We start from the raw sequence: 21,111 nt of genomic DNA, 5'->3' as shown, positions 1-21,111 counted from the left end.
AACCCCGAAGGCCTGTCCTGTCAATTTCGTCAGCAGGAAATGAGTTATTTTCCAGAATTTGCAGATATGGTAGTCTCAGCCGATCATGGCGTAGGTGGATAACCCATATTCGCCAGTAACCCTTCATAGATGCATCAGTGACAATGACTGCTACCGACAAAGCCAGAAACTTTCTGGAACAGATTATTGAAAAAGACCTGGCAGAAGGCCGGGTCAGTCGTATTCACACCCGTTTTCCTCCTGAGCCGAACGGTTTTCTCCATGTAGGCCATGCCACTTCTATTTGTCTGAACTTTGGCCTGGCAGAAAAGTACCAGGGAGAATGTAACCTCCGTTTTGACGATACCAATCCGGAGAAAGAAGAGCAGGTCTATGTTGATGCCATTCAGGAAGATATTCGCTGGCTGGGCTTCCAGTGGTCCGGCGAGGTTCGCTATGCATCCAGCTATTTTGACCAGTTTTATGACTGGGCTCTGCACCTGATCCGTGCAGGCAAGGCCTACGTTGATCATCAGGACGCTGAATCCATGCGCATTAACCGGGGTGATTTCAATAAGCCCGGTGTTGAGAGTCCTGACAGAAACCAGTCTGTCGACGAAAACCTGGCTGAATTTGAGAAAATGCGGGCCGGTGAATACCAGGAAGGCAAGGCTTCCCTGCGGGCTAAAATCGATATGCAAAGCCCCAATATGAATATGCGGGACCCGGTTCTCTATCGAATTCGCAAGGTGCCTCACCATCAGACCGGCGACAAGTGGTGTATCTATCCAAGCTATGACTTTGCCCATGGTCAGGAAGACGCCATTGAGTATATTACTCACTCTATCTGCACTCTGGAGTTTCAGGATCACCGTCCTTTGTATGAGTGGTTCCTGGATAACCTGCCCGTTCCGGCCAGACCCCGTCAGTATGAGTTTGCCCGTACCAACCTGAACTACACCGTCACTTCCAAGCGCAAGTTGAAGAAACTGGTGGATGAAGGTGTGGTTAACGGTTGGGATGATCCGCGGATGCCAACCATCTCCGGTATGCGACGCCGTGGTTATACGCCGAATGCTATTCGTCGTTTTTCCGAGATGGTGGGGGTCAGCCGTTCCGACGGTACCGCTGATGTGTCGATGCTGGAGCATGCCATTCGTGATGACCTGAATACCAATGCAGCCCGTGCCATGGCGGTGCTCTCTCCACTTAAACTGGTGATCCGGAACCTGCCGGCGGGCGAGGTGCAGGAAATGGTGGCAGCGGCTCATCCGAACCGTCCGGAACTGGGGCAGAGAACCCTGCCATTTACCCGGGAAATCTATATTGATCAGGAAGATTTTACCGAGGACACCACGCTCTCCCGCAAGAAATTCAAGCGCCTGGTGATTGGTGACTATGTGCGCCTGCGAAGTGCTTATGTGATCAAGGCGGAAGACGTGATTCGGGATGACAACGGTAATATTGTTGAAGTTCATGCTGCTTATGTGCCGGGCACTGTTGGTGAAGAACCACCCGAAGGCATTCGTCCACGGGGTGTTATACACTGGGTTTCGGCAACCCATGGTAAACCGGCTGAGTTGAGAATCTATGATCGTCTGTTCAGTCACCCGGCGCCGGATCGTGGTGAAGAGGACTTCCTGAGTCATGTCAATCCCGACTCCCTGAAGGTGACACAGGCATGGGTCGAGCCATCACTGGTGAATGCGGCTCCGGAACAATCCTTCCAGTTTGAGCGGGAAGGTTATTTTGTGGCCGACCGTTGTTACCATTCAGCAGAGCATCCGGTGTTTAACCTGACCATCGGCTTGAAAGATACCTGGGCCAATAAAGCCTGAATGGGCTTTCATGGGTAATAACCGTCAGAAAGGATACCGATAAAGTGCTGCAGATTTATAACAGCCTGACTCGTAAGAAAGAGCCGTTTACCCCGCTGGATGGAAACCACGTGCGCATGTATGTCTGTGGTATGACGGTTTACGACTACTGCCATATTGGTCATGCGCGGACTGTGACGGCTTTCGATGTGGTGGCCCGTTATCTGCGCGCCCGTGGTTACGACCTGACCTATGTTCGCAATATCACCGATGTGGATGACAAGATTATTCGTCGGGCGGCAGAAAACGGTGAAGACTTTTTGGCCCTCACCGGCCGTATGATCGCGGCCATGCAGGAAGATTTTCAGCGGCTGGGTAATCTGCCGCCGGACCATGAGCCAAAGGCAACCGAATTTGTGCCCGGCATGGTTGACATGATTGAACAGCTGATAGCAAAAGGATTTGCCTATGCACCGGGTAATGGGGATGTCTATTACCGGGTTCACAAGTTTGCGGATTACGGCAAGCTTTCCGGTAAAATTCTTGCAGAGCTGGAAGCCGGTGCCCGAATTGAGGTCGAAGAGCAGAAAGAAGATCCGCTGGACTTCGTGCTATGGAAAGCCGCCAAGCCAGGGGAGCCGAGTTGGTCATCGCCCTGGGGCGAGGGGCGTCCGGGTTGGCATATTGAGTGCTCCGTAATGGGTAAGTGTTGTCTCGGTGATACATTTGATATTCATGGTGGCGGTTCTGACCTGAAATTCCCCCATCATGAGAATGAGATTGCCCAGAGTGAAGCCTGTAACGATGCCAGGTTTGTCAATACCTGGATGCATTCCGGCGCGATCCGTATTGATAATGTGAAGATGTCCAAGAGCCTTGGCAATTTCTTTACCATCCGTGAAGTGCTGGATAAGTACGACGAAGAAGTGGTTCGCTACTTTATGATCTCCAGTCACTACCGTAGCCCGATCAATTACTCTGAAGATAGCCTGAAAGAAGCGGGTGTTCGTCTTGAACGTTTGTACACTGCCTTGCAAGGCCTTGGTCTGGAAGGCGTGTCTGCACCCGAACATCATGAGTTTGAGCAGCGTTTCTTTAAGGTGATGGACGATGATTTCAATACTGCGGAAGGGCTTGCCGTATTGTTTGAATTGGTACGGCACCTTAATATCGTCCGCAGCCAGGACGAATCGGCAGCCCTGCCACTGGCTGCGCTGCTGGTAAAACTGGGCGGTATGCTTGGCATCCTGCAGCGAGATCCGGAAGCATTCCTGAAGTCGGGTGCGGATGTCGATGAAGCCATGATTGAAACCATGATTCAACAACGCAACGATGCTAAAAAGAGCCGTGACTTCACTGAAGCAGACCGTATCCGTGATGAACTTGCTGCCCGGGGAATCATTCTTCAGGACAGCAGGGAAGGTACAACCTGGCGGATTGAGCGCTAAGGTGACTGGTTATGCCGACGGGTTTATTCCTGTCGGCTTTCCCGGTAGGCTGTCCGAAATACATAAGTCAGGGGATATATTGTCAGTCACACAAGTAATATTTCACCAGATACATCAAAACCGGCCAGGCAGAATTTATGGGAATGACCCGGTTTTCACATCATGGATTGACCGGTTGAACTGTTTTCAGCAGTTGTTTTGCCAGATTTTTTTCACAGCCAAAATCATCCCAGTCCACGGTGATCAGTGGTGTGCCCATTGAGCGGCAGATCTGTGGCAGAATGGCCTCATGATAGTTATGAATGTCGCTGAGGTACGTTAGAGGAGTTCCATCTTCTGCACTTCTTGCTCTTTCAATCAGACGACGGTGGGCAATTTTCGGAGCGGTTCTGAGATAAATGACCGTGCTGATGACCGGATAATCTTTCAGTCTGCGCTGGATTTCACAGTAATGCAGCATATAGCGCTCATCGGGTGTTGCCATACCCAGAAAGTTCGCCTGGGTAAAAATCAAATCTGAGTAGAGGGAACGCTCAATCAGATAGTTGCGGTCAGTCGGCAGCTGCTCAACAATACTGGCTCTGCGATTGGTAATGTATTCCTGAAACTGAATGCGTTTAGCCGCATCATTAGGGTGATCAGTGAAATCCTGAAGTAGCCGTGTAAATTCCGGGTCATTCACTGGCTCCTGAATGGCATCCCAGCCGAGCTCTGCTGCAAGTTTGGGAAGAAGGGTTGATTTCCCTGCAGCAATGTTGGCTTCTACAGCGACAAAGTGATTGGTTTGCTTCATTAACGACCCCGGTGGCTGATGACACAACTCATGACGCTTTTGTACTGGCCATGTGAACTGGTCATGTGTGCTGACCATGTGTACTGGTCATGAGAAGGCCAGCCACTTTATGAGGTTAAGCTGCTACGATCAATAAGTAATAATAATCCGATGGTTTATTGAGATCAGAAGCAGTTGGTTGGGCGTGGCAGCCCGGCAATACGGGCGGCAACTCTGGCTGGACTTTCAGGAAAAAGCTGCATCAGATAGAGACTGTTACCCTTCTCTTTCCCAAGCGTATTGGCAATGTGTTTAACAAAAGGGCGTTGATTTGGGGCCAGTTCATATTGTTGATAGAACGCCCGTAGTGCATAAATGACTTCCCAGTGGGCGTCAGTGAGCGCAATACCCTCAAGAGCGGCCAGTTCAGTGGCAACATCGGCATTCCATTGGTCAAGGTTGGCCAGATAGCCATCGTTGTCGAGATTCAGGGGCATTGCTGATTCCAATACGAAAAATGAACAGGCGGGGATTTTACACCGGAGCTCTGCTCATAGACAGGATCTGGCATATCCTGAGATTTAAAGGGGTTGTAGTATTCCGGATGGTTTATTGTGGTTACGGCTTTGCCATCGACAGTTTTTGGAAAACTGGGTTTTGAGGTATTCAGCCTGATCCGACAGGATTCGCTGACTGTTTACCAGTGCAAGGTACTCGGCAGTATTGGGGCGATAGGGCAGGGCGATCAGTGACATTCCAGTGTTTTCCAGCAGTTTGTCACCTTTAAACTGATTACAGCGTCGGCAGGCAGCTACAACGTTCATCCAGTCATCCATGCCTCCCCTGGATTTTGGCAGTATATGATCGCGGGTCAATCCTTTTCTTTTGAAGAAGTGGCCACAATACATGCACCGGTAATTGTCTCTTTCAAACAGTGAGTAATTGGTAAGGGCCGGGTTGTTTCGGTAGGGGAAAAGGCGTTTACCACCACAGGCAACAATACTGGGAAGTTCGATAATGGTTCGATCTTCAAGCCATCGGTTATAGCCGCCATGGATTCGGTAAATAATGTCTCCCAGACTCCAGCGAACCAATTCTCTTGAGTAGAGGCATACTGTTTCCTGCCAGGTAAGCCACTCAACAGGCTGGCCGGCAGTATTCAACCGAAGAATATACACGACAGAGGCTCCCGTTTATCAATCCCTGACAAAGGTCAACCTGTAGGGCCACTCCCACTCACGATCAACACATTTGCTGAGCAGAGTTCTCTTTAACCGGGTAGGCCACTCCGACCATAATAGTCGTTTGGTTAATCATTTTATCGGCTCTATTACTCTGTTTTACCATTTCAGGCTAACACATTCAGTCAGTCATAATAAACCCGGAGTCATAATATGGCCTGATCCAGTTTATCTGACTGTTCGTACAGAATTTGAGGGCCTGATAACCATCATTTTTTGATTGTGGGGATTTTTGGCTAACCGTTACTGGTAAAAGTTGCTATAAGTAGCCTGTGATTGAAGTAATCCCCAGCATCCACCCGGGCCACATCAACCCTGAAGTGTGGAATATAGAGGTAGATTGTGAGTAAGGTTTCGGTAAACCCATTGGTGGCGCTCGCAAACCCTTGGGAATCAAGGAATGTTATTTTTAGTACGACATGACCATATCGCTACAACCCTTGAAAAATGGGAACTCTATATGGGTTCACCGAAACCTTACGATTGTGACATAAGCCGACTTAATAATGATCGCGAATTACCAGTGGACTGCCTTACAGGAAACACTGAAATTGAGATGTCGTTTAGCGAGGCAAAAACAGTGGTCAGAACTCTTCTAACTGCACTGGCGAAATCCAGAGCCACCTATAAAACAATCTTGATGAATTTGGTGCATAAGCAAAAATGCTAAGGGATGATCAAAATAAAACGGCGACTTGGTAGCGACATATCAAACTGATGAGTTAGAGCAATTGACAAAGTAGTTAGTTCTCGTCCAAAAACGCATCAGGCAATCATAATTAGATTGTACGTTCGTTTTGATATTTCCTGAAATTCCAGAGAGCTGCAAAAACTCTTCCCTTTTTTTCTCTAATCTGGGACGGATATTGGAGAAAAACGCGAAAAGCAGGCAGAAAACATCCTCCCACCATGCTGGAAAGGTACTTTCATGTAGCGTGGAGGTGGCTATCAGGATGGTGCCGGGTGTCTGGCCAGAATCACCAGGTTGTAACAGACCACCGATAACCAGCAATGAGAATCAAAACGCTCAGAACCCTTGCAGTGGCAACGTGATAGCCCAAAACATCTCTTTAGCCACGAAATTCCCGCTTCAATACCTGCCCGGAAGCGAAAGAGCGTTTTATACACATACTGACTTTTAGTCATCTCTTCGACTTCAAGTCCGCGCTTCTTATTAAAAGCTACATCGCTGATTCCCATGGCCTTGGCTTTTTCCAAATTAGCGCGACACGCGTATCCGCCGTCACCGCTTGTCTGGCGAGGTACACGACCATAAATTTCTTTTTGTCTTTCCATCATCGGAATGAATTGGTCCGAATCCGCTGGGTTACCTTCCTCAATAACCAGGTCCAGGATCAATCGACTTTTTCCCTGAACCAGGTTCAGTTTATGGCCATACTGTACTTGCCGCCTGTCTTTTACGATGATATCCGTATGGGGTTCATACAGGCTAACCACTTTTTCCTGGGCTGGCACCTTTTCACCCTTAAAGACCCTGCGCTCTGTCTGGGAGACTATTGCATCCACCAGGGGTAACAGGTGATCCACATCGGCCTGCCACTTGTCGGCATCATCAGCCAGGAGACACTGCCCCTGCTGACGGGCGTTTGCTAGCGTGACAGTAGTAGGACTTACGCATTGACAACAGGCTCTAAAATTTGATAATGCCAAAAAACAGATGTCTTCAGGGATGAAAGTGAGAACTACCACTCGACCGACCACTGCACGATGCACTCTTGCAAAATACATTGGCTTTTTGATTAGTGAGCCAAAATCATCAACATGCACAAGACTGGCCGAGGTTACCGACTTTTCTCACGATAGCGCAAACCGCTTTCTTAAGCGTGAAAACTATCAGCCCAAAGATATGTACGATGAAGCAGTCAAAAGTTTAAACCCTATTGGCGGCACCCTGAGCGTTGATGACAGCGTGCTCGACAAACCTTATAGCTACTCCGTGGCACTGGTTGGCCACTTTTGGTCGGGTAAACATCACCGAGTGGTTAAGGGAGTTAACCTCATCACCCTTTATTACACCGACGTATCCGGGCGCCATATGCCGGTGAATTACAGGATATACGACAAATCGGAAGACAAGACAAAAAACGACTACTTCCGTGAAATGTTGATTGAAGTGCTGGTATGGGGGCTGAAGCCAGCGTTCGTTACCGGTGACTCCTGGTACAGCTGCACGACTAACCTGAAGACGATTAAAAACCATCAGACTGGGTTTATGTTTGCCGTTGAGAAAAACAGGACAGTATCACTGGAAAAAGGTAAATGGCAGCAGGTTCAACACCTCGACATCCCCGACAATGGTCTGGATGTATGGCTCAAAGACTTCGGTAAGATCCGGTTGTTCAGGACGATGCTAAAAGACCAGCGTCGCCACTACGTGGTTTACTTGCCAGAGGAAGTCCCTTTTGAACGCAATGACTTCAAGCAGATCCATGACCAGCACTGGCAGATCGAACAGTTTCACAGGGCGATCAAGCAGGTTTGCCATATTGAGCACTTTCAGGTTCGCAGCGAACGACCCGTCAGAAACCATATATTTGCTGCAATTTTAGCTTTTGTTTATCTCCAGAAAATGCAGATAGAGCAGGAGTTTACGAATATTTATCAGCACCAACGGGGGCTGTTTAAAGAGACAATAGGCGCTTTCATTGAGAGTTTTGCAAAGGGGAAGGATCACCTCCTACCAAAATTTATCGGTGTCATCAATGCGTAAGTCCTAAGTAGCTTCGATAAGTACCTTCCGGGATTTAAAAGATCACTGTCGCAAGGAGGTTTGATATCCGATTCGGTGACTGTGCTGTCAATAGCCACAGTGCGCCCTTTTTCAATACCCTGATCTTTAGCGGTCATTAGCTGACAGTTATTAATCCGTTCCCATGTAGATGCAGTAAGAAGGCTGATGAGCCCATGCAAACTGGAGCGACTGGGGCGCTGGTTTGGTTCGAGGCGACAAAAGTCTCGAAAGAGCATGGAGTCCATCAAAACAAACGACAAGTAGTCATAATCACAATTCAAATACTGTTTCAGGAGTGCCGCACGAAGAACGGATTCTGCTGATAGTCCGTTCCGCCCAGTGTTCTGTTTATCACCAGAACTTAAGTCCTCATAAATCCAGTCATTGAACTGTGGATGGGCGTCAAGCCATTGCGAGATACCGGAAAGCTGGGAGCAGATTTCATGAGGTACGTAATGGAGTTCCATACTACACTGCGGGTTGCGTTTTTTGCGCATTTGGAGTCCTCTGTTTTTGGCAATCCCTTATGTTTCTTGCTCTTGGGAAGTTTAGTCGCCAGATAGCAGTAGGGCTCCACTTAATTTTTCAGGATAAAATCTACAGTTTTCAATTGGTTGTGTTTTTGGACGAGAACTAGGAGGCTGTCCGAGAATAGCCTGATTAAGTATAATCAGGCATCTTCTGCCCACTTTGTTGTTGCCGAAACGGATGTCATCAATCAAATTCAAAGATAACCCTGCTGATTTTGACCAGCACCTGATGTTCCCATCGAACATCTTCGACCTGCTGCCACCAGATCATGATTGCTTCGTTTTTGAAGATATCTTCAAGCATATCGACACCTCTGAAGTGGAAAAGCAGTATCACCATCTTGGCCAGAATGCCTACCACCCACGACTGATTATATCGATCCTGATCTATGCCTATAGCCATGGTGTGTTCAGCTCCAGGGAGATTGAACGGCGCTGCAATCAGGACTTGGCTTTCATGTATATCGCCAAACAGCACTGCCCAAATTTCCGGGTGCTCAGTGACTTTCGTAAAAACCAGGCCACCTTTTTTAAAAGCAGTTTCAAACAGAGCGTGCTGCTCGCCCGGGAACTACAGATGGCCTCGCTGGGCCACATCGCTCTTGATGGTTCCAAATTCAAAGCCGACTCATCAAAGCATAAGGCCATGAGCTACGCACGACTTAAGGCCAAAGAAGCTGAATTAATGGCTGAAGTTGAGGCCCTGATTAAAAAAGCCGAAACCAGTGACAGTGAAGAGGACGATGCTTATCAGCAGGAGACTGGCTACAGCATTCCTGAAGACTTGCAATTCAAGCAGGAACGGTTAGAGAAAATCCAGGAGGCCAAAAAAGCGCTTGAAGAACGGGAACAGGCCCTGAATCCCGATAAGCCGATAGACGACAAAAAGCAAATCAGCTTTGCTGATCATGATGCCAGGATCATGGGTAAAAAAGGCAGTGGCTATCAGTACAGTTATAACGCCCAGATCAGCGTCGACAGCGATAATGGTATCATTGTTGGCCAGCACATCAGCCAGCATGCCAATGACAAGCAGGAAGTAAAGCCTGCACTTGAAGCCATTGCAGAAGCAACAGATAACGCGTCCATTGGCAAAATGAGTGAGGATAATGGCTATTACTCAGGGCCCAACCTGCAAGCGTTTGATGATGCGAACATTGACGCTTACATGGCTACGGATCGACAGGAGAAGCCTGCAACAGAGGGACTGGAAGACTCTGACAGAAAGTTTGTCAAAGCGGATTTTATTTACCATGAAGCAGACGACAGCTTTACCTGCCCTGCCGGTGAGAAGCTGATTTATAACACGGCTAGCAAAGCAAAACACAAAAGCTACCGCGTCAGTAAAGATATCTGCCGGGATTGCCCGTTACGTAAAAGGTGCAGTGGTGACAACAAAGACCCGGGGAAAGTGATTCGCACAGACCGCCACGAAGCCATACGCCAGGCGATGAACCGCAAAATGGAAACCAAAGAGGCCAAAGCGGTTTATGAGCGTCGCAAGGTGATTGCGGAACCGCCTTTTGGCCAAATCAAGAACTCAGGATTCAGAGGGTTCAGTGTCCGGGGTAAGGAAAAAGTGGCTGGAGAATTTTCACTGGTCTGCAGTGCTTATAATTTCAAAAAAATTGTCAAATCGGTTTCAACGGGATCAATCCGTCTTGAAGAAGCAAAAAGGCTTAAAATGGCAGCATAAAGGCAAGCAAAAGGGTAAAAAACGCAATTTTTACCCCAAAACAGGCTAAATTTAGGTCAATATTTGATCAGCCAAGAAAATGCTGAAGCTTTCGTTTTTTCAATAGCTAGTTCTCGGACAGCCTCCTAGTTAGTGATTGTCTGGAGTCGAGTGGTTAGGGTTTTAACCATCAGGGACCAATTAAATAACTGCCCGGAACGCTGATAATTTGAAAAATGGCTGTAGAAGGGTGAACCAGGAGGCTGGCAGTGATGATAAATTTGCATGTTGTTCCCCCTCACGTTAGAAACCTGTTAATCAAGGACAGTGTTGATGGCATTAACTGTTTACCCAAGACAACTGAAGCACAGCAAAATATCCCCAAGAGCAGTAACTTGATGTGCCATGAAACCGCCCACAGACTTTCTTCCCGTGATATTACTGGTCATGATGATTCTGCTTCAGCTGGAAATGCAGTGAAATCCCGTAAAAGGCCCTTTTCTGCCGACTCAGATGTTGAAGTGGTGCCTCAGAAATCAGCAAAAAATGAGCCAATTACCGTTAGCAACAACGCTGCTGCATACATGGTTTGTTTTCGATACAAGATGAGCAAAATTATCGAAAAAGCCAATTTTCAGCTCTTGCTGGCAACACAGCAAAAAATGAACGAGTTGGAAAACAAAAAAAAGGAAATGGCCACTCTTGTTGAAAAGATAGAGAAGTGTGAAAGCAGTCTGAGTGATCCAATGCACCCAATGATATATGCCTTCAAGCTGATGTCACAAGATCTATCTTTAAAACAGTGGGCTAAATTGCAACGTGAGGTTCAAAAACTAACACTTTTGCTGGGGCAGATTGAGTGGAAAAAGCAATTCATCATGGAGAGTGTGTCTAAACAGGCGACTCAACTGATACTCACTTGTAAAGAGTTACCTGGAGTGGAGCAACTGGTAGAAGAATATATGAAAAACTTAAATTTAACCCCACCTCCTGCTTCATAAATGTCAATCATTACATTACCTGGAATCAGGCAATGCTTCGGGAAACGAGCGGGTCGCTGTTGAGATATAAACGGTGATATAAACGGTGAGACAAAAGGATAATCAGAAGGAGAAACCAGTGGATCGCTTGCAACGACTCATGTACTGGCTTGCCTGGCTTGGGATAACGCCTTTTATTATTTCGCTGTCACTATCAATCAAGGGCCAGTCGCTGTTTGAGACTAGCGGAGAGCATCTTTTCATTATCTATTCCGTCATTATCTGCAGCTTTATGGCCGGATCCTTATGGGGGCAGGTGGTTTACAGTGAGAATCGATCCAGAAGCATTATTAAACTCCTGACCAGTAATGTCATTGCGCTGTGGGTATTCGGCGGGCTTGTGGCAGGGCTGGCGAATCAACAGATGCTGGTGGTTCTCGCTATTGGCTATCTGGCAACACTGATCATTGAGTGCATTTATACCGGGCCTATGGCCGATGGGCGTGTAAAGTCTTATCTGTCCATGCGAGCAATGGTAACCCTTGTGGTGTTTATTTTGCACTGCTTTCTCTATGCTGCTCTGAATATTGCGTAAGAGAGAGCGTATAGATTGTCCTGAAGGAGGTAGTCAGTGGAAAAGCATATCGATATTCAAAAGTGTCTTTTGGCGTTTGCCCGAATATTGGAAAAGGGGGAACAGGTCGCTGAGGGCTATCTTCTGGAAGGCGTTACGGCAAGGTCACTGGATGACGGCTATACCGTTATTCTGGGCAATCGGGAGTGCCAGCTGTCCATCTATTTTCATAATAAATTCGGGATTGAATCCGCCAGCCAGAAAAGTACAGATGCTTTCATTAAGCTTCTGTATCGGATTGCAGAGGAATAACCGGCTCTTTGTCCGTAGGCCCGGTTCGGGGATAAGTTTACAGAGTTGATTTGATTATTCCCCCGATTGTGTTTTTCTATTACTGGTAATGCACGTTAACCCTTAAAATGCCGGGGAGTCGGTCAGTGAAAAAAATCAAACTGGGATGCAGTGAGCTGCAGGTGACGGAGATCTGCCTGGGATCCATGACCTGGGGGCAACAGAACTCCCTCAGCGAGGCTTTTGAGCAAATTGACTACGCGCTGGATCAGGGGGTTAACTTTATCGATACAGCCGAGATGTATCCGGTCCCCCCTAATGAAAACACCTGTGGTGATACCGAACGGTTTATTGGTGAATGGCTCCGGGCCAATCCCGGCAAGCGGGATGATGTTGTCATTGCTACCAAAATTGCCGGTGTCGGGCTACCGTGGATACGTAATGGCAGTCCAATCAGCGGTAAACGTATCAAAGAGGCCGTGGAAGGCTCGTTGAAACGTCTGAATACAGACTGTATTGATCTTTACCAGCTGCACTGGCCAAACCGGATCTCTCCGCATTTTGCCAGACACTGGCCGGGCATGGTTCCCCATACTCAAGTGGATCGTACGCAGCAGGAAGCGGAAATGCTGGATATTCTTCATGGACTGGAGGATTGCATTAACGCTGGCAAGATTCGCTATTGTGGCCTCTCAGATGATACCCCCTGGGGGCTTGGTGAATATATGCGGCTGAGTGAGAAGTATGATCTGCCCACAATGGTGTCGATTCAGAACGAGTTCAGTTTGATCCATGCCAAGGACTCACCCTATTTACTGGAATCCTGTGTTTTGAACGATGTCGCTTATCTGCCCTGGTCACCACTTGGCGGCGGTGTACTTTCTGGTAAGTACCGAAATGGCCAGATTCCGGCAGGTTCCAGATGGTCTGTCAAGCAGAGGAATGGTCAATTCCGCAATACCCCGATGACTCATAAGGCGATTGAAGGCTACCATGCGGTTGCAAAGCGCCATGGGCTATCTTTGGCACAGATGGCACTGGCCTGGGTATATCAAACAGAAGGGGTTACTGCAACGATTATCGGAGCCAGCTCGCTGGCGCAGCTTAAGGAAAATATTGACGCCTGCCACCTTAAATTATCAACAGAGGTGCTGGACGAGATCAATGCTGTCTTCCGTCAATACCCGGTACCTTTCTAAAGAACCATTATTTAACAGGAAAGGTATCGTCTGCCCAGTTTTGCAAATAATAAGGAAATCAATGATGCTGATACTGCCCGGGATAAAGTCCGGGCTGGTGAAATTTTGATTTGATACCAGCCTCCGGTTAATTGTTTAATAGAATACCTTGGCAAATAAACGGGTGAGGTTATTATCTGAAGTAGTGTGATAGTCCAAGCCTAATGCCCAGTGATCATTCACTACATATTCGGCACCGATGTTAAAGACATTGCTCTTATCAAGTAGTTTTTCATCGTAATCCTGATATGCATAGCCTGTTGTCAGCCAAAGGTCCCGCTCAAGTTGGAATCGCACATCGAGTGACGCGCTATAGAAGGTGATCTCGGTTTTAACTTCGCCAGAACCCAGGGTTGCAGACGAATCTGTTCTGCCAACAGCGATGCCGGGCAGAATATCAAGACGCTCAGTTGGCGAGATAACGAATTTGCTGCCGACAAAATAGCTGTGTCCATCAAGGCTGGCATCACTGACTAATTCATCATTATTTACTGAAGAGTAGGCATAACCCGCTTCAAGGATAAGCGGTAGGGCATCAAATTCATAAGCCCCTTGAACAAACCAGCTGGTTTCATCAATGGAGAGCTCATCAATTTCAGAATTCCCAAGTCCAGCCCCGACAGTGATATGGGAATAGTGGTAATTGTCCCCGGCGTTTACCAAAGTTGAAGTAACCAGTGATGCTACAGTGGTGAGCATGAGAAGAGGCTTTTTTCTCATTCTGTTTCCTTATTGTTAGTGTTTTTGTATTTAGTCTGCCTTGTATGTGCTTTGCAATCATACCTGCGAAAAGACAGATAAGCACGACATCTTAAGTGCAAATACTTATTACCCAGATGCGTCAGCACCACCTCAATATAAACATTTGCCCTTTACGTGTTGACCAGTTCTGGATGCGCGGCATAACATCCAGCGAGTCAACAATACCTTCACGCCGGTTAATCCAGTGAACAGAAGTCAGGAGCTGTCTATCAGGAAAGGGAAAAAGTGATTATAAAACGATGGTTTTGCGCAGAAGTTTCACCGGGGTGAAATTTTCGACCATTTCACCAGTCATTTTCAAGGCAAGTGATCAGGTAATGATGATTTGTCAAACAGGAAAAATAAAAAGTGGCGGAGGGACAGGGATTCGAACCCTGGGAGGGCTATTAACCCTCGCCGGTTTTCAAGAGCGAGCTGTCGTATTTCAATTGATTGATTTATAACAGCTTTATTGGCCAAGGGTGAAACCAAATCGGTTTTATTCAGTTGGAAGCCCTGGTGTACTTTTGATAACCAGATGTTAACCCTTTCACTTAGGGATGAGTGATTTGGATTCGCTGTACGACCCTTCTTACATGAGGGTTTCCTCTTTGAGGGCAGAAGCTATACCATAGTCCTGTCATATCAATTTTCGTCTGCATCATACGCCAGAAGCTCTTTTTTGATAGGGATTTAGGTTCTACAGGGAACAGTGTATAGGAGGTTATAACAGCGGTAAAAAAGCCAGCGGTGAAAAAAATATCGAGGATTACTATACCCCGGATATTTGCTGGCTGTAACTATTCAGCACTGAGCAAAGGCATATTACAGTAATTCCGAACAGCTCTATGAAGTGATTGATATATGTCCATTCCCTGTTTTCTGGCAGACGACAAATAGCTGCGAATCCGTGCAAACATAGAACCACCGTCTGCACTCCTGAAGCAGCCTGAGATTTTCTGCTTTAACTTGGCCATTCGAACATCCCGCTCACTGCCATTGTTATCGAAGGGAATGGTAAAATCTGACATGAAGCGCAGTGTCTCAGCCTTGAACTCAGTGAGTCGTTTGAAGAGATTGTAAGCTTTAGTATTCTTGACTTTCTTGCGCTTAAGCTCCTCTCGTTGCTTCTCCATATAGACGACTTCTTTCATTAGAGCCCGCTGAAGCAACCGGTCATAAATCTTCTCGATTCGTTCACAGACAACACTTGGCATCTGTAGCATACCTATGGTCTTAAAGCCCTTGCAGTAATGCCAGGAAAGCCTCAGTAGCTTCATCAATCGCAACGCCAGTTGATTGCTGTCCCTATCAACAACACCCAAAAGCTCCCTCAGGTGATGGGCATTGCAAAGTACGTGAGTTGCCGCATATGCAAAATAGGATTTCCAATGATCATGAACCAGAACGCCTGCAAATGTTAGCAGTATGCCCATCGTGTCCATGGCCTCACGACCTCGCTTTTCAGACAAGTAGTAGAGCGTCCATTGTTCATCCCGCATAACGTGTAGCCAGTGCAAAGAGCCCTCGGCCCGCATACCCGTTTCATCGGCTCCGGCAACAGACGATTCCCGCAAGGCGTCACGAATAACCTCTTCAGTAGAAGCCAGATTTTCATAGGTTCTGGCCACAAAATTGGCGACAGTGCCTGCACTTACACTCATTTTATAGAGAGTATTAAAATACTCTGACACGCGCTTAAAAGGCAGGAAATGGTATTGGTTAAGATAGACGGCCATAGCCTGTGTGGCTGAGCCATATTGTGCGGCAGCGGTAACACCTTCCGGGAATTCAGCCTGATTCCGACAACCACAAGTGCAGATTTTTACTTCAGCTCTATGGGCCGTTACTTCAAATTCACCCGGTCTCCCTGGTTCAAACACCTGTCGTTCAATATATTTGACCGGCTCACTATCAAGAAGAGACGCCTGACATTTATTGCATTCTTTAACCGGAAGGTACTCAATATAGTCAGGGATATCGACCTGTTTAAGACAAGTGCCCTGATGCCCTTTCTTTCCACCGGCTTTATTACCAGAAGACTGTCTCAGACTTTCTCGACTTTAGAGTCTGTATAAAACGATAATTCGGTCAGCTTTTTATAGTGAAGCAAGCCGAAATCAGTGAACTGTTTTTCCAAGTTCGTTATTACTTCCGTTTTTTGCCTAAAAGCCTTTAGTTATGCTGCTTCTGAATTATCCGGTATTAACTGGTCGATCAGATCGCGAAAATTGAACTCATATTTTTGCTTATATCTGTTCCAGCCCTTGCGAATAGAGAACCTCGGAATAATTCCTGAAAGAGCAATTTTCATCATGCCTGCAGTGGTTGTATCCGGGCTTCTCCAGGGTATCCGAGAAATATTCAGACATGCCTGATTTTTACAAACGGTTAATAACTGCAATAATGCATAGCCTGCCATTTTCAAATGCATCCATCGAAGCAGTGTTCGCAATTTCTGCTGCCATAAATGGCAACAGCCAAAAGCATGTTTGAGTTGGTGAAACATTGGCTCTACCGGCCATCTCCGGGAATAGGCACGAAGCACCTCCAGTCCCTCAAGTTCCGGATTGGTCGAGATGAATATTCTGCTTTCGGTCAGACCTTTGTCATTTTCAAAGCGACTCCAGACGACGCGTACTTCACGACCTTTAAGGAATCTGGCGCGACAGATCAGGGTACGATAACGTATTTTGCGAAATTTGCCGTACATCCATACTGTTGCTTTTTCTTCCGGCAGTTTCTTAACCTGTTCTGTCGTCATCTTGATGCCGTACTTTTTTGGGCGCCCTCGCTTCTTTACGGTGGGTGCTGGCGGCAAAGCATAGAGGGCCCGATTTGAAGGTATCTGACCAACAACTTCTATGTTCATTTCCAGAGCTGGCTTTATCAGTGTCCAGTTCATATACCAGCAATCGGTTAGCAGGCGTAGCACTCGATCCTTCACTTCATTGCGTACCACCCTGAGCATGGCCACGGCAATTTTCAGTTTGCTGGTGTTACCTGAAGCTGGTGTCGGAAATGAGATCACCGGTATGGCGGTAAATACTTCATCTGCAGCCCGCTCAAATATGATGGCCAGGGAAACCCAACACTGCCCCCAGATGTACGTCGGCCGATTGCGTTTCTTGCTGTGTTGATGATGTGTACGACAAGCAGGGGCTTTGTCGGAAAACCGTTCGATTACCCAGTCATCAAGCCCCAGGACCACAGGTTGATTCTCAGGAGCTTTGGAGCAGACCAGACGGATCAAGTGGCGTGCCAAGTTCTTCCATTGCCACTTGCCCTGAGATAGCCAGTGGTGGTAGCTGCTCCACACACAATGAAAATCAATTGTTAACAACGCCTGTGTAACAAAGCCGTCGGCTGAAAGCATGCAACCGAACAGCAGTTCGCAGAACGTTGGTACTGCAGTTGATGATAGCGCTCCAGCAAGAAAGGTTGTATATGAAGCGAGCTCCCTGAGGATTACTTGATGATCTGAAGTGAGCATGGCAACCATCTCGAATTTCGTCATTGGGGATGGTTGCTTTTAGCAGATTATGCGCCGGAACTATTGTGCTCTTAAAACTCTAAAGTCGAGCTACTGATCTTCCGTGTCCAATAAAGTCGTTGCTGGCCTATTGGACATAATGTCAATCTGAGTCTAGTTTTTCCTTTACTCGAATAAGCAGTAATGGAAGTAGATTTATGAAAGGCCAGAATGTCGGATACATCCGGGTCAGCAGTCTTGACCAAAACACTACCCGCCAGCTTGATGGCATCGAGCTGGATACTGTCTTTGAAGATCATTGCAGTGGCAAAGATATCAACCGTCCTCAATTAATAGCCTGCCTGCGTCATCTTCGTAAAGGTGACCGCTTGCATGTGCATTCCATAGATCGCCTTGCCCGCAGCCTTAAAGACCTTCAGGAACTGGTGGAAAGCCTGACCGAACAGGGTGTCAGCGTCCAGTTCCATAAAGAAAACCTGATCTTTTCCGGTGACAGTAACCCAATGCACAAGCTGATGTTCCAGATGATGGGGGCTTTTGCCGAGTTTGAGCGGAGCATGATTCGGGAACGGCAGCGGGAAGGTATTGCGGCTGCCAGAAAGCAGGGGAAGCAGATCGGAGCAAAACCGAAGCTGTCTTCTGAACAGGTTGATGAGTTGAAAAGGCGGGTAGCTATTGGTGATCAGAAGAAAAGCCTGGCGCAGGAGTATGGTATTAGCAGACAGACGCTGTACAACTTGTTAACCAGCGCATAACGAAAAGTTTAGGTCAGATTCTTTGTTGGACGGGCTCTATACGCTCAATGTCATCCTGCTCTGCCTGCTGCACCTTGAACAGGTCCCATCGCTGTTGCAGGTTCAGCCAGAAGTCTGCGGACATACCAAAAAAACGGGCAAGGCGAAGGGCTGTGCTGGGGGTAAGCCCCCGTTTGCCATTGACCAGCTCATTGACCCGTTGATAAGGGACATGAATCGCCATAGCCAGCTCTTGCTGGGTTATGTTCATTGGCAGCAAAAACTCTTCCCGCAGCATTTCGCCAGGGTGAGAGGGCACTCTATTGGTTGGAATGCGTGTCATCATAGCCTCCTAATGGTAATCCGTGATTACAACATCAGCTAGGCCAGAATTTTTGCCCGTTAAAAACCAGACCCCGAATAGCCTCACTGCCCCAAATGCGTCAACACCACCTCAATATGAGCAGGCTTAAACATCTGCCCTTTACGTTTCGACCAGTTCTGGATGCGCGCCATAACATCCTGCGAGTCCACAATACCTTCAAGCCGGTTAACCCAGTGGACGGAGGTCAGGAGCTCCATGCCATAGGGAGTTTCATAACCATCAATCAGCCTGGAGACTTCTTCCAGTCGTGAAAGGGCATCAGGGTCAGTACCAATATAGGCTTCTGCCTCATCAACGGCACCGGGCAGTAACTCTATTTCCCGTTCCGGGTTCTCATCGTCGCCTATACCGGAAATAAAGTGACCTTCCATTTTCTGCAGCAGAAAGCGCAGGTTGGTGGCATAGGGACCATAGTGAAAGGCTTCATACTTCAGCTTCAGGTCTTCACCCTGTTGCTGCAGAAGATAGGCCAGCTTATGAATTTCCAGCAGGGTAAGCCGGTAATCAAACCGATGGTAACGCTGCATCAGCAAAATCAGTAATGCCCGGGCACGGGTCATCGCTGGCCTGTCAGTCCTGATGGGCTGGTCATCTGCTGCCGGAGCCTCCGCCGGTTCATACAGTTGCACCTCCACATCGGGCAGGACGGCAAATGCTGCTTCAATTCTGGGCTTTACCTCCGACCACTGCAGGCCTCCCAGCCCACAACCAAGGGGCGGGATGGCTATGCTGCGAATGCCCCGGGACTGTACTTCTTCAATCAGTGCCGCCAGGCCGGATACCACATCTTCCATCCGGGAATTGTGCCGCCAGTGTCTTTTGGTTGGAAAGTTGATAATGGTCTTATGATTGAGCATGTCATCATACTCAAATACAAACATCTGCCCGGGGACCACCTGGTTTTGCCTGCAGGCTTTCTGGTAGGCCGCAAAGTTTTCCGGAAAGGCTTTTTTGAACTGCAGGGCGATACCTTTACCCATATAGCCAGCGCAGTTAACCGTATTAACCAGTGCCTCGGCATCAGACTTCAGCAAATTTCCTTTGGTAAGCTTGATCATATTGTTAACTCTGGTAATACCACTGTGGCACGACCCGGACGGGGGGAGAATAGGTATCCGTGAACCGGTTAAGGGTTTCCCTGACCCTGTCTGCCATCTCATCGTTAATGACGGCGATACCCTTGACCATCGACCAGGGTAATGATTGATGGATAAGAAACTCAGCCTGCTTCCGCCGTTTCCGGTCGTTGTCTTCCAGTGTATCGGCCCACTCACGGTGCAATATCAAAGGCCAGTCTAGCTGATCCATCTGGGCCAGGTCATCATACCACTGGGTAAAGGCGGCAATGCCGTGGCCATCGGTAAAAACAAAGCGGGCGTCGGCATCAGCAATTTCATGAGCCCAGCAGACCAGGTAGATCAGTGGCGCCTGCCCTTCATGGTAATCCCCGACACCGCTTTTACTCAGCTTATAAAGCATGGGCGACAGCGGCCCAAGGTAGAAGGGCAGATAATCATGAACCACCCCACCCGGACCACAGGGCACCGTCTTGTGATGGCGGCGCTCCTGGATGGCAACATCATGAATGGTCTTATAAATCAGTCCGTCTTCCGGGGCAAAGTTGGGGGCATGCAGAGCCTGCCGTTGCAGCAGCGTAGCCAGACAGTCAATATGAACCAAACGATAAAGCCGAACCGGATCAGGTATGGTCATCCCTTACTCCTTTGATAGTGCCATCAATCATCACACCTCCACCCCCAACCGTTCAATCTCCCCATGGCACCGCTGCCAGTCCGGGTAATGTTTCTCCACCAGATGCCAGAAGGCCGGATTGTGGCTCTTCTCTACCGTATGGCAAAGCTCGTGGACGATCACATAGTCCAGTACCGAGGGGGCCAGCTCCATACAGCGGGGGTGAAACTCAAGGATATTGTCATCGGAACAACTGGCCCACCGGCCTTTGAACTTGAACAGCCGGGCCGAGACCGCCTGCAAACCCGTTGCCCGTTGCCAGTGGCGAACGCGGGGCAGCAGCTTCTCCTTGGCTTTACTGCGGTAAAACACCTCAAGCGCCGGTTTCAGTACCGTGCGGGAAATACTGTCCCCCTGGGGGGACTGGATAAAGAAACGGCTGTTCGCAAAGCGGATCTGCGGCTGGCTCAGCTCCGCAGCGGGTTGCACCTGGCAGTACCAGGTTTTGCCCCGGTAGAGAATCCGGCTGCCGGTAACGAACGTCTCCTTGCAGGGCTGGTTCACTTCCTTCAGTCGCTCCCGAATCCAGCGGGCCCGCTGGCGGATTAACTGCCGCTGTTCGGCTTCGGGAATGGCTCTGCCCCGCAACAACACCGGCCGACCGCGCTCGACGGTGATGTAATGCCGCTTCAGCCCCGGTTCGGCCTGAAAAGTCCACTCGATGGTGGTTGTCCCGTAAGCAAACAGCGGCATGGTGGTAAGCATCCTG

Annotated in this window: 22 protein-coding genes; 10 read left to right on the top strand and 12 right to left on the bottom strand. The window is 48.2% G+C overall.

All coding sequences use genetic code 11. From position 1 onward, the window contains the following. Positions 1-143: 143 nt before the first annotated feature. Together MJO57_RS17475 and cysS are read left to right on the top strand one after the other, a co-directional pair. Positions 144-1,817 (top strand): glutamine--tRNA ligase/YqeY domain fusion protein, encoded by a 1,674-nt coding sequence (locus MJO57_RS17475; protein WP_252027059.1) that lies wholly within the window; start codon positions 144-146, stop codon positions 1,815-1,817. A gap of 47 nt (positions 1,818-1,864) precedes the next feature. After that, positions 1,865-3,244, top strand: a complete 1,380-nt coding sequence (cysS, locus tag MJO57_RS17470; protein WP_252027058.1) for a cysteine--tRNA ligase — start codon at positions 1,865-1,867, stop codon at positions 3,242-3,244. A gap of 160 nt (positions 3,245-3,404) precedes the next feature. On the opposite strand, the gene MJO57_RS17465 is transcribed toward cysS, so the two are convergent. The 4 genes from MJO57_RS17465 to MJO57_RS17450 form a co-directional block, all read right to left on the bottom strand. After that, positions 3,405-4,037, bottom strand: a complete 633-nt coding sequence (locus MJO57_RS17465; protein ID WP_252017506.1) for a deoxynucleoside kinase — start codon at positions 4,035-4,037, stop codon at positions 3,405-3,407. A 164-nt stretch (positions 4,038-4,201) separates the two neighbouring features. Beyond that, a complete protein-coding gene (locus MJO57_RS17460) occupies positions 4,202-4,513 on the bottom strand; it encodes a TusE/DsrC/DsvC family sulfur relay protein (protein ID WP_252017505.1) in 312 nt (103 codons plus the stop codon). 84 nt (positions 4,514-4,597) lie between these two features. Further along, positions 4,598-5,194 (bottom strand): HNH endonuclease, encoded by a 597-nt coding sequence (locus tag MJO57_RS17455; RefSeq protein WP_252017504.1) that lies wholly within the window; start codon positions 5,192-5,194, stop codon positions 4,598-4,600. 1,011 nt (positions 5,195-6,205) lie between these two features. Then, positions 6,206-6,928, bottom strand: a complete 723-nt coding sequence (locus MJO57_RS17450; protein ID WP_371924635.1) for a transposase — start codon at positions 6,926-6,928, stop codon at positions 6,206-6,208. A 25-nt stretch (positions 6,929-6,953) separates the two neighbouring features. Between MJO57_RS17450 and MJO57_RS17445 the strand changes: the two genes are divergently transcribed. Further along, a complete protein-coding gene (locus tag MJO57_RS17445) occupies positions 6,954-7,988 on the top strand; it encodes a transposase (protein ID WP_252026884.1) in 1,035 nt (344 codons plus the stop codon). On the opposite strand, the gene MJO57_RS17440 is transcribed toward MJO57_RS17445, so the two are convergent. After that, complete coding sequence (locus tag MJO57_RS17440; RefSeq protein WP_252017503.1) at positions 7,949-8,506, bottom strand: hypothetical protein; 558 nt, start codon at positions 8,504-8,506, stop codon at positions 7,949-7,951. The two genes, MJO57_RS17445 and MJO57_RS17440, sit on opposite strands and share 40 nt — an antisense overlap. Before the next feature lie 211 nt (positions 8,507-8,717). On the opposite strand from MJO57_RS17440, the gene MJO57_RS17435 reads away from it, so the two are divergent. From MJO57_RS17435 to MJO57_RS17415, 5 genes are all read left to right on the top strand, one after another. Beyond that, positions 8,718-10,235 (top strand): IS1182 family transposase, encoded by a 1,518-nt coding sequence (locus tag MJO57_RS17435; RefSeq protein ID WP_252017502.1) that lies wholly within the window; start codon positions 8,718-8,720, stop codon positions 10,233-10,235. A 251-nt stretch (positions 10,236-10,486) separates the two neighbouring features. Next, positions 10,487-11,215, top strand: a complete 729-nt coding sequence (locus MJO57_RS17430) for a hypothetical protein (RefSeq protein WP_252017501.1) — start codon at positions 10,487-10,489, stop codon at positions 11,213-11,215. 139 nt (positions 11,216-11,354) lie between these two features. Further along, positions 11,355-11,789, top strand: coding sequence for a DUF3429 domain-containing protein (locus MJO57_RS17425; RefSeq protein ID WP_252017500.1), 435 nt, complete (start codon positions 11,355-11,357; stop codon positions 11,787-11,789). A gap of 36 nt (positions 11,790-11,825) precedes the next feature. After that, positions 11,826-12,080, top strand: a complete 255-nt coding sequence (locus MJO57_RS17420; RefSeq protein WP_252017499.1) for a DUF3081 family protein — start codon at positions 11,826-11,828, stop codon at positions 12,078-12,080. A gap of 125 nt (positions 12,081-12,205) precedes the next feature. Beyond that, entirely contained in the window at positions 12,206-13,258 is a 1,053-nt protein-coding gene (locus MJO57_RS17415; RefSeq protein WP_252017498.1) for an aldo/keto reductase, read from the top strand. Positions 13,259-13,393: 135 nt separating this feature from the next. On the opposite strand, the gene MJO57_RS17410 is transcribed toward MJO57_RS17415, so the two are convergent. Beyond that, positions 13,394-14,017, bottom strand: coding sequence for an outer membrane beta-barrel protein (locus MJO57_RS17410; RefSeq protein ID WP_252017497.1), 624 nt, complete (start codon positions 14,015-14,017; stop codon positions 13,394-13,396). Positions 14,018-14,304: 287 nt separating this feature from the next. Here MJO57_RS17410 and MJO57_RS17405 point away from each other — a divergent pair, with 287 nt between their 5' ends. Beyond that, a complete protein-coding gene (locus MJO57_RS17405) occupies positions 14,305-14,502 on the top strand; it encodes a hypothetical protein (protein ID WP_252017496.1) in 198 nt (65 codons plus the stop codon). A gap of 336 nt (positions 14,503-14,838) precedes the next feature. On the opposite strand, the gene MJO57_RS17400 is transcribed toward MJO57_RS17405, so the two are convergent. Continuing rightward, entirely contained in the window at positions 14,839-16,089 is a 1,251-nt protein-coding gene (locus tag MJO57_RS17400) for an IS66 family transposase (protein ID WP_256493353.1), read from the bottom strand. Positions 16,090-16,217: 128 nt separating this feature from the next. After that, entirely contained in the window at positions 16,218-17,555 is a 1,338-nt protein-coding gene (locus MJO57_RS17395; RefSeq protein ID WP_252017304.1) for a transposase, read from the bottom strand. 173 nt (positions 17,556-17,728) lie between these two features. Here MJO57_RS17395 and MJO57_RS17390 point away from each other — a divergent pair, with 173 nt between their 5' ends. Next, complete coding sequence (locus MJO57_RS17390; RefSeq protein WP_252017495.1) at positions 17,729-18,286, top strand: recombinase family protein; 558 nt, start codon at positions 17,729-17,731, stop codon at positions 18,284-18,286. Positions 18,287-18,299: 13 nt separating this feature from the next. Here the strand turns inward: MJO57_RS17390 and MJO57_RS17385 are convergent, their stop codons facing one another. From MJO57_RS17385 to MJO57_RS17370, 4 genes are all read right to left on the bottom strand, one after another. Beyond that, positions 18,300-18,611: a HigA family addiction module antitoxin gene (locus MJO57_RS17385; RefSeq protein WP_252017494.1), complete on the bottom strand. Its 312-nt coding sequence runs from the start codon at positions 18,609-18,611 to the stop codon at positions 18,300-18,302. A gap of 80 nt (positions 18,612-18,691) precedes the next feature. Then, on the bottom strand, positions 18,692-19,708 hold the full coding sequence (locus tag MJO57_RS17380) for a macro domain-containing protein (RefSeq protein ID WP_252017493.1): 1,017 nt from the start codon (positions 19,706-19,708) through the stop codon (positions 18,692-18,694). 4 nt (positions 19,709-19,712) lie between these two features. Beyond that, the gene (locus tag MJO57_RS17375) at positions 19,713-20,363 is read right to left on the bottom strand and encodes a DUF4433 domain-containing protein (protein ID WP_252017492.1); all 651 of its coding nucleotides are present in this window, start codon (positions 20,361-20,363) and stop codon (positions 19,713-19,715) included. Between the two features lie 30 nt (positions 20,364-20,393). Then, on the bottom strand, positions 20,394-21,095 hold the full coding sequence (locus tag MJO57_RS17370) for a M48 family metallopeptidase (protein WP_252017491.1): 702 nt from the start codon (positions 21,093-21,095) through the stop codon (positions 20,394-20,396). Between the last annotated feature and the right edge of the window lie 16 nt (positions 21,096-21,111).

Source organism: Endozoicomonas sp. SCSIO W0465 (genome assembly GCF_023716865.1).
In the GTDB taxonomy this organism is placed as follows: Bacteria; Pseudomonadota; Gammaproteobacteria; order Pseudomonadales; family Endozoicomonadaceae; genus Endozoicomonas.
The sequence above is the reverse complement of the archived record's forward strand: the minus strand, read 5'-3'. Positions and strand labels throughout refer to the sequence as shown.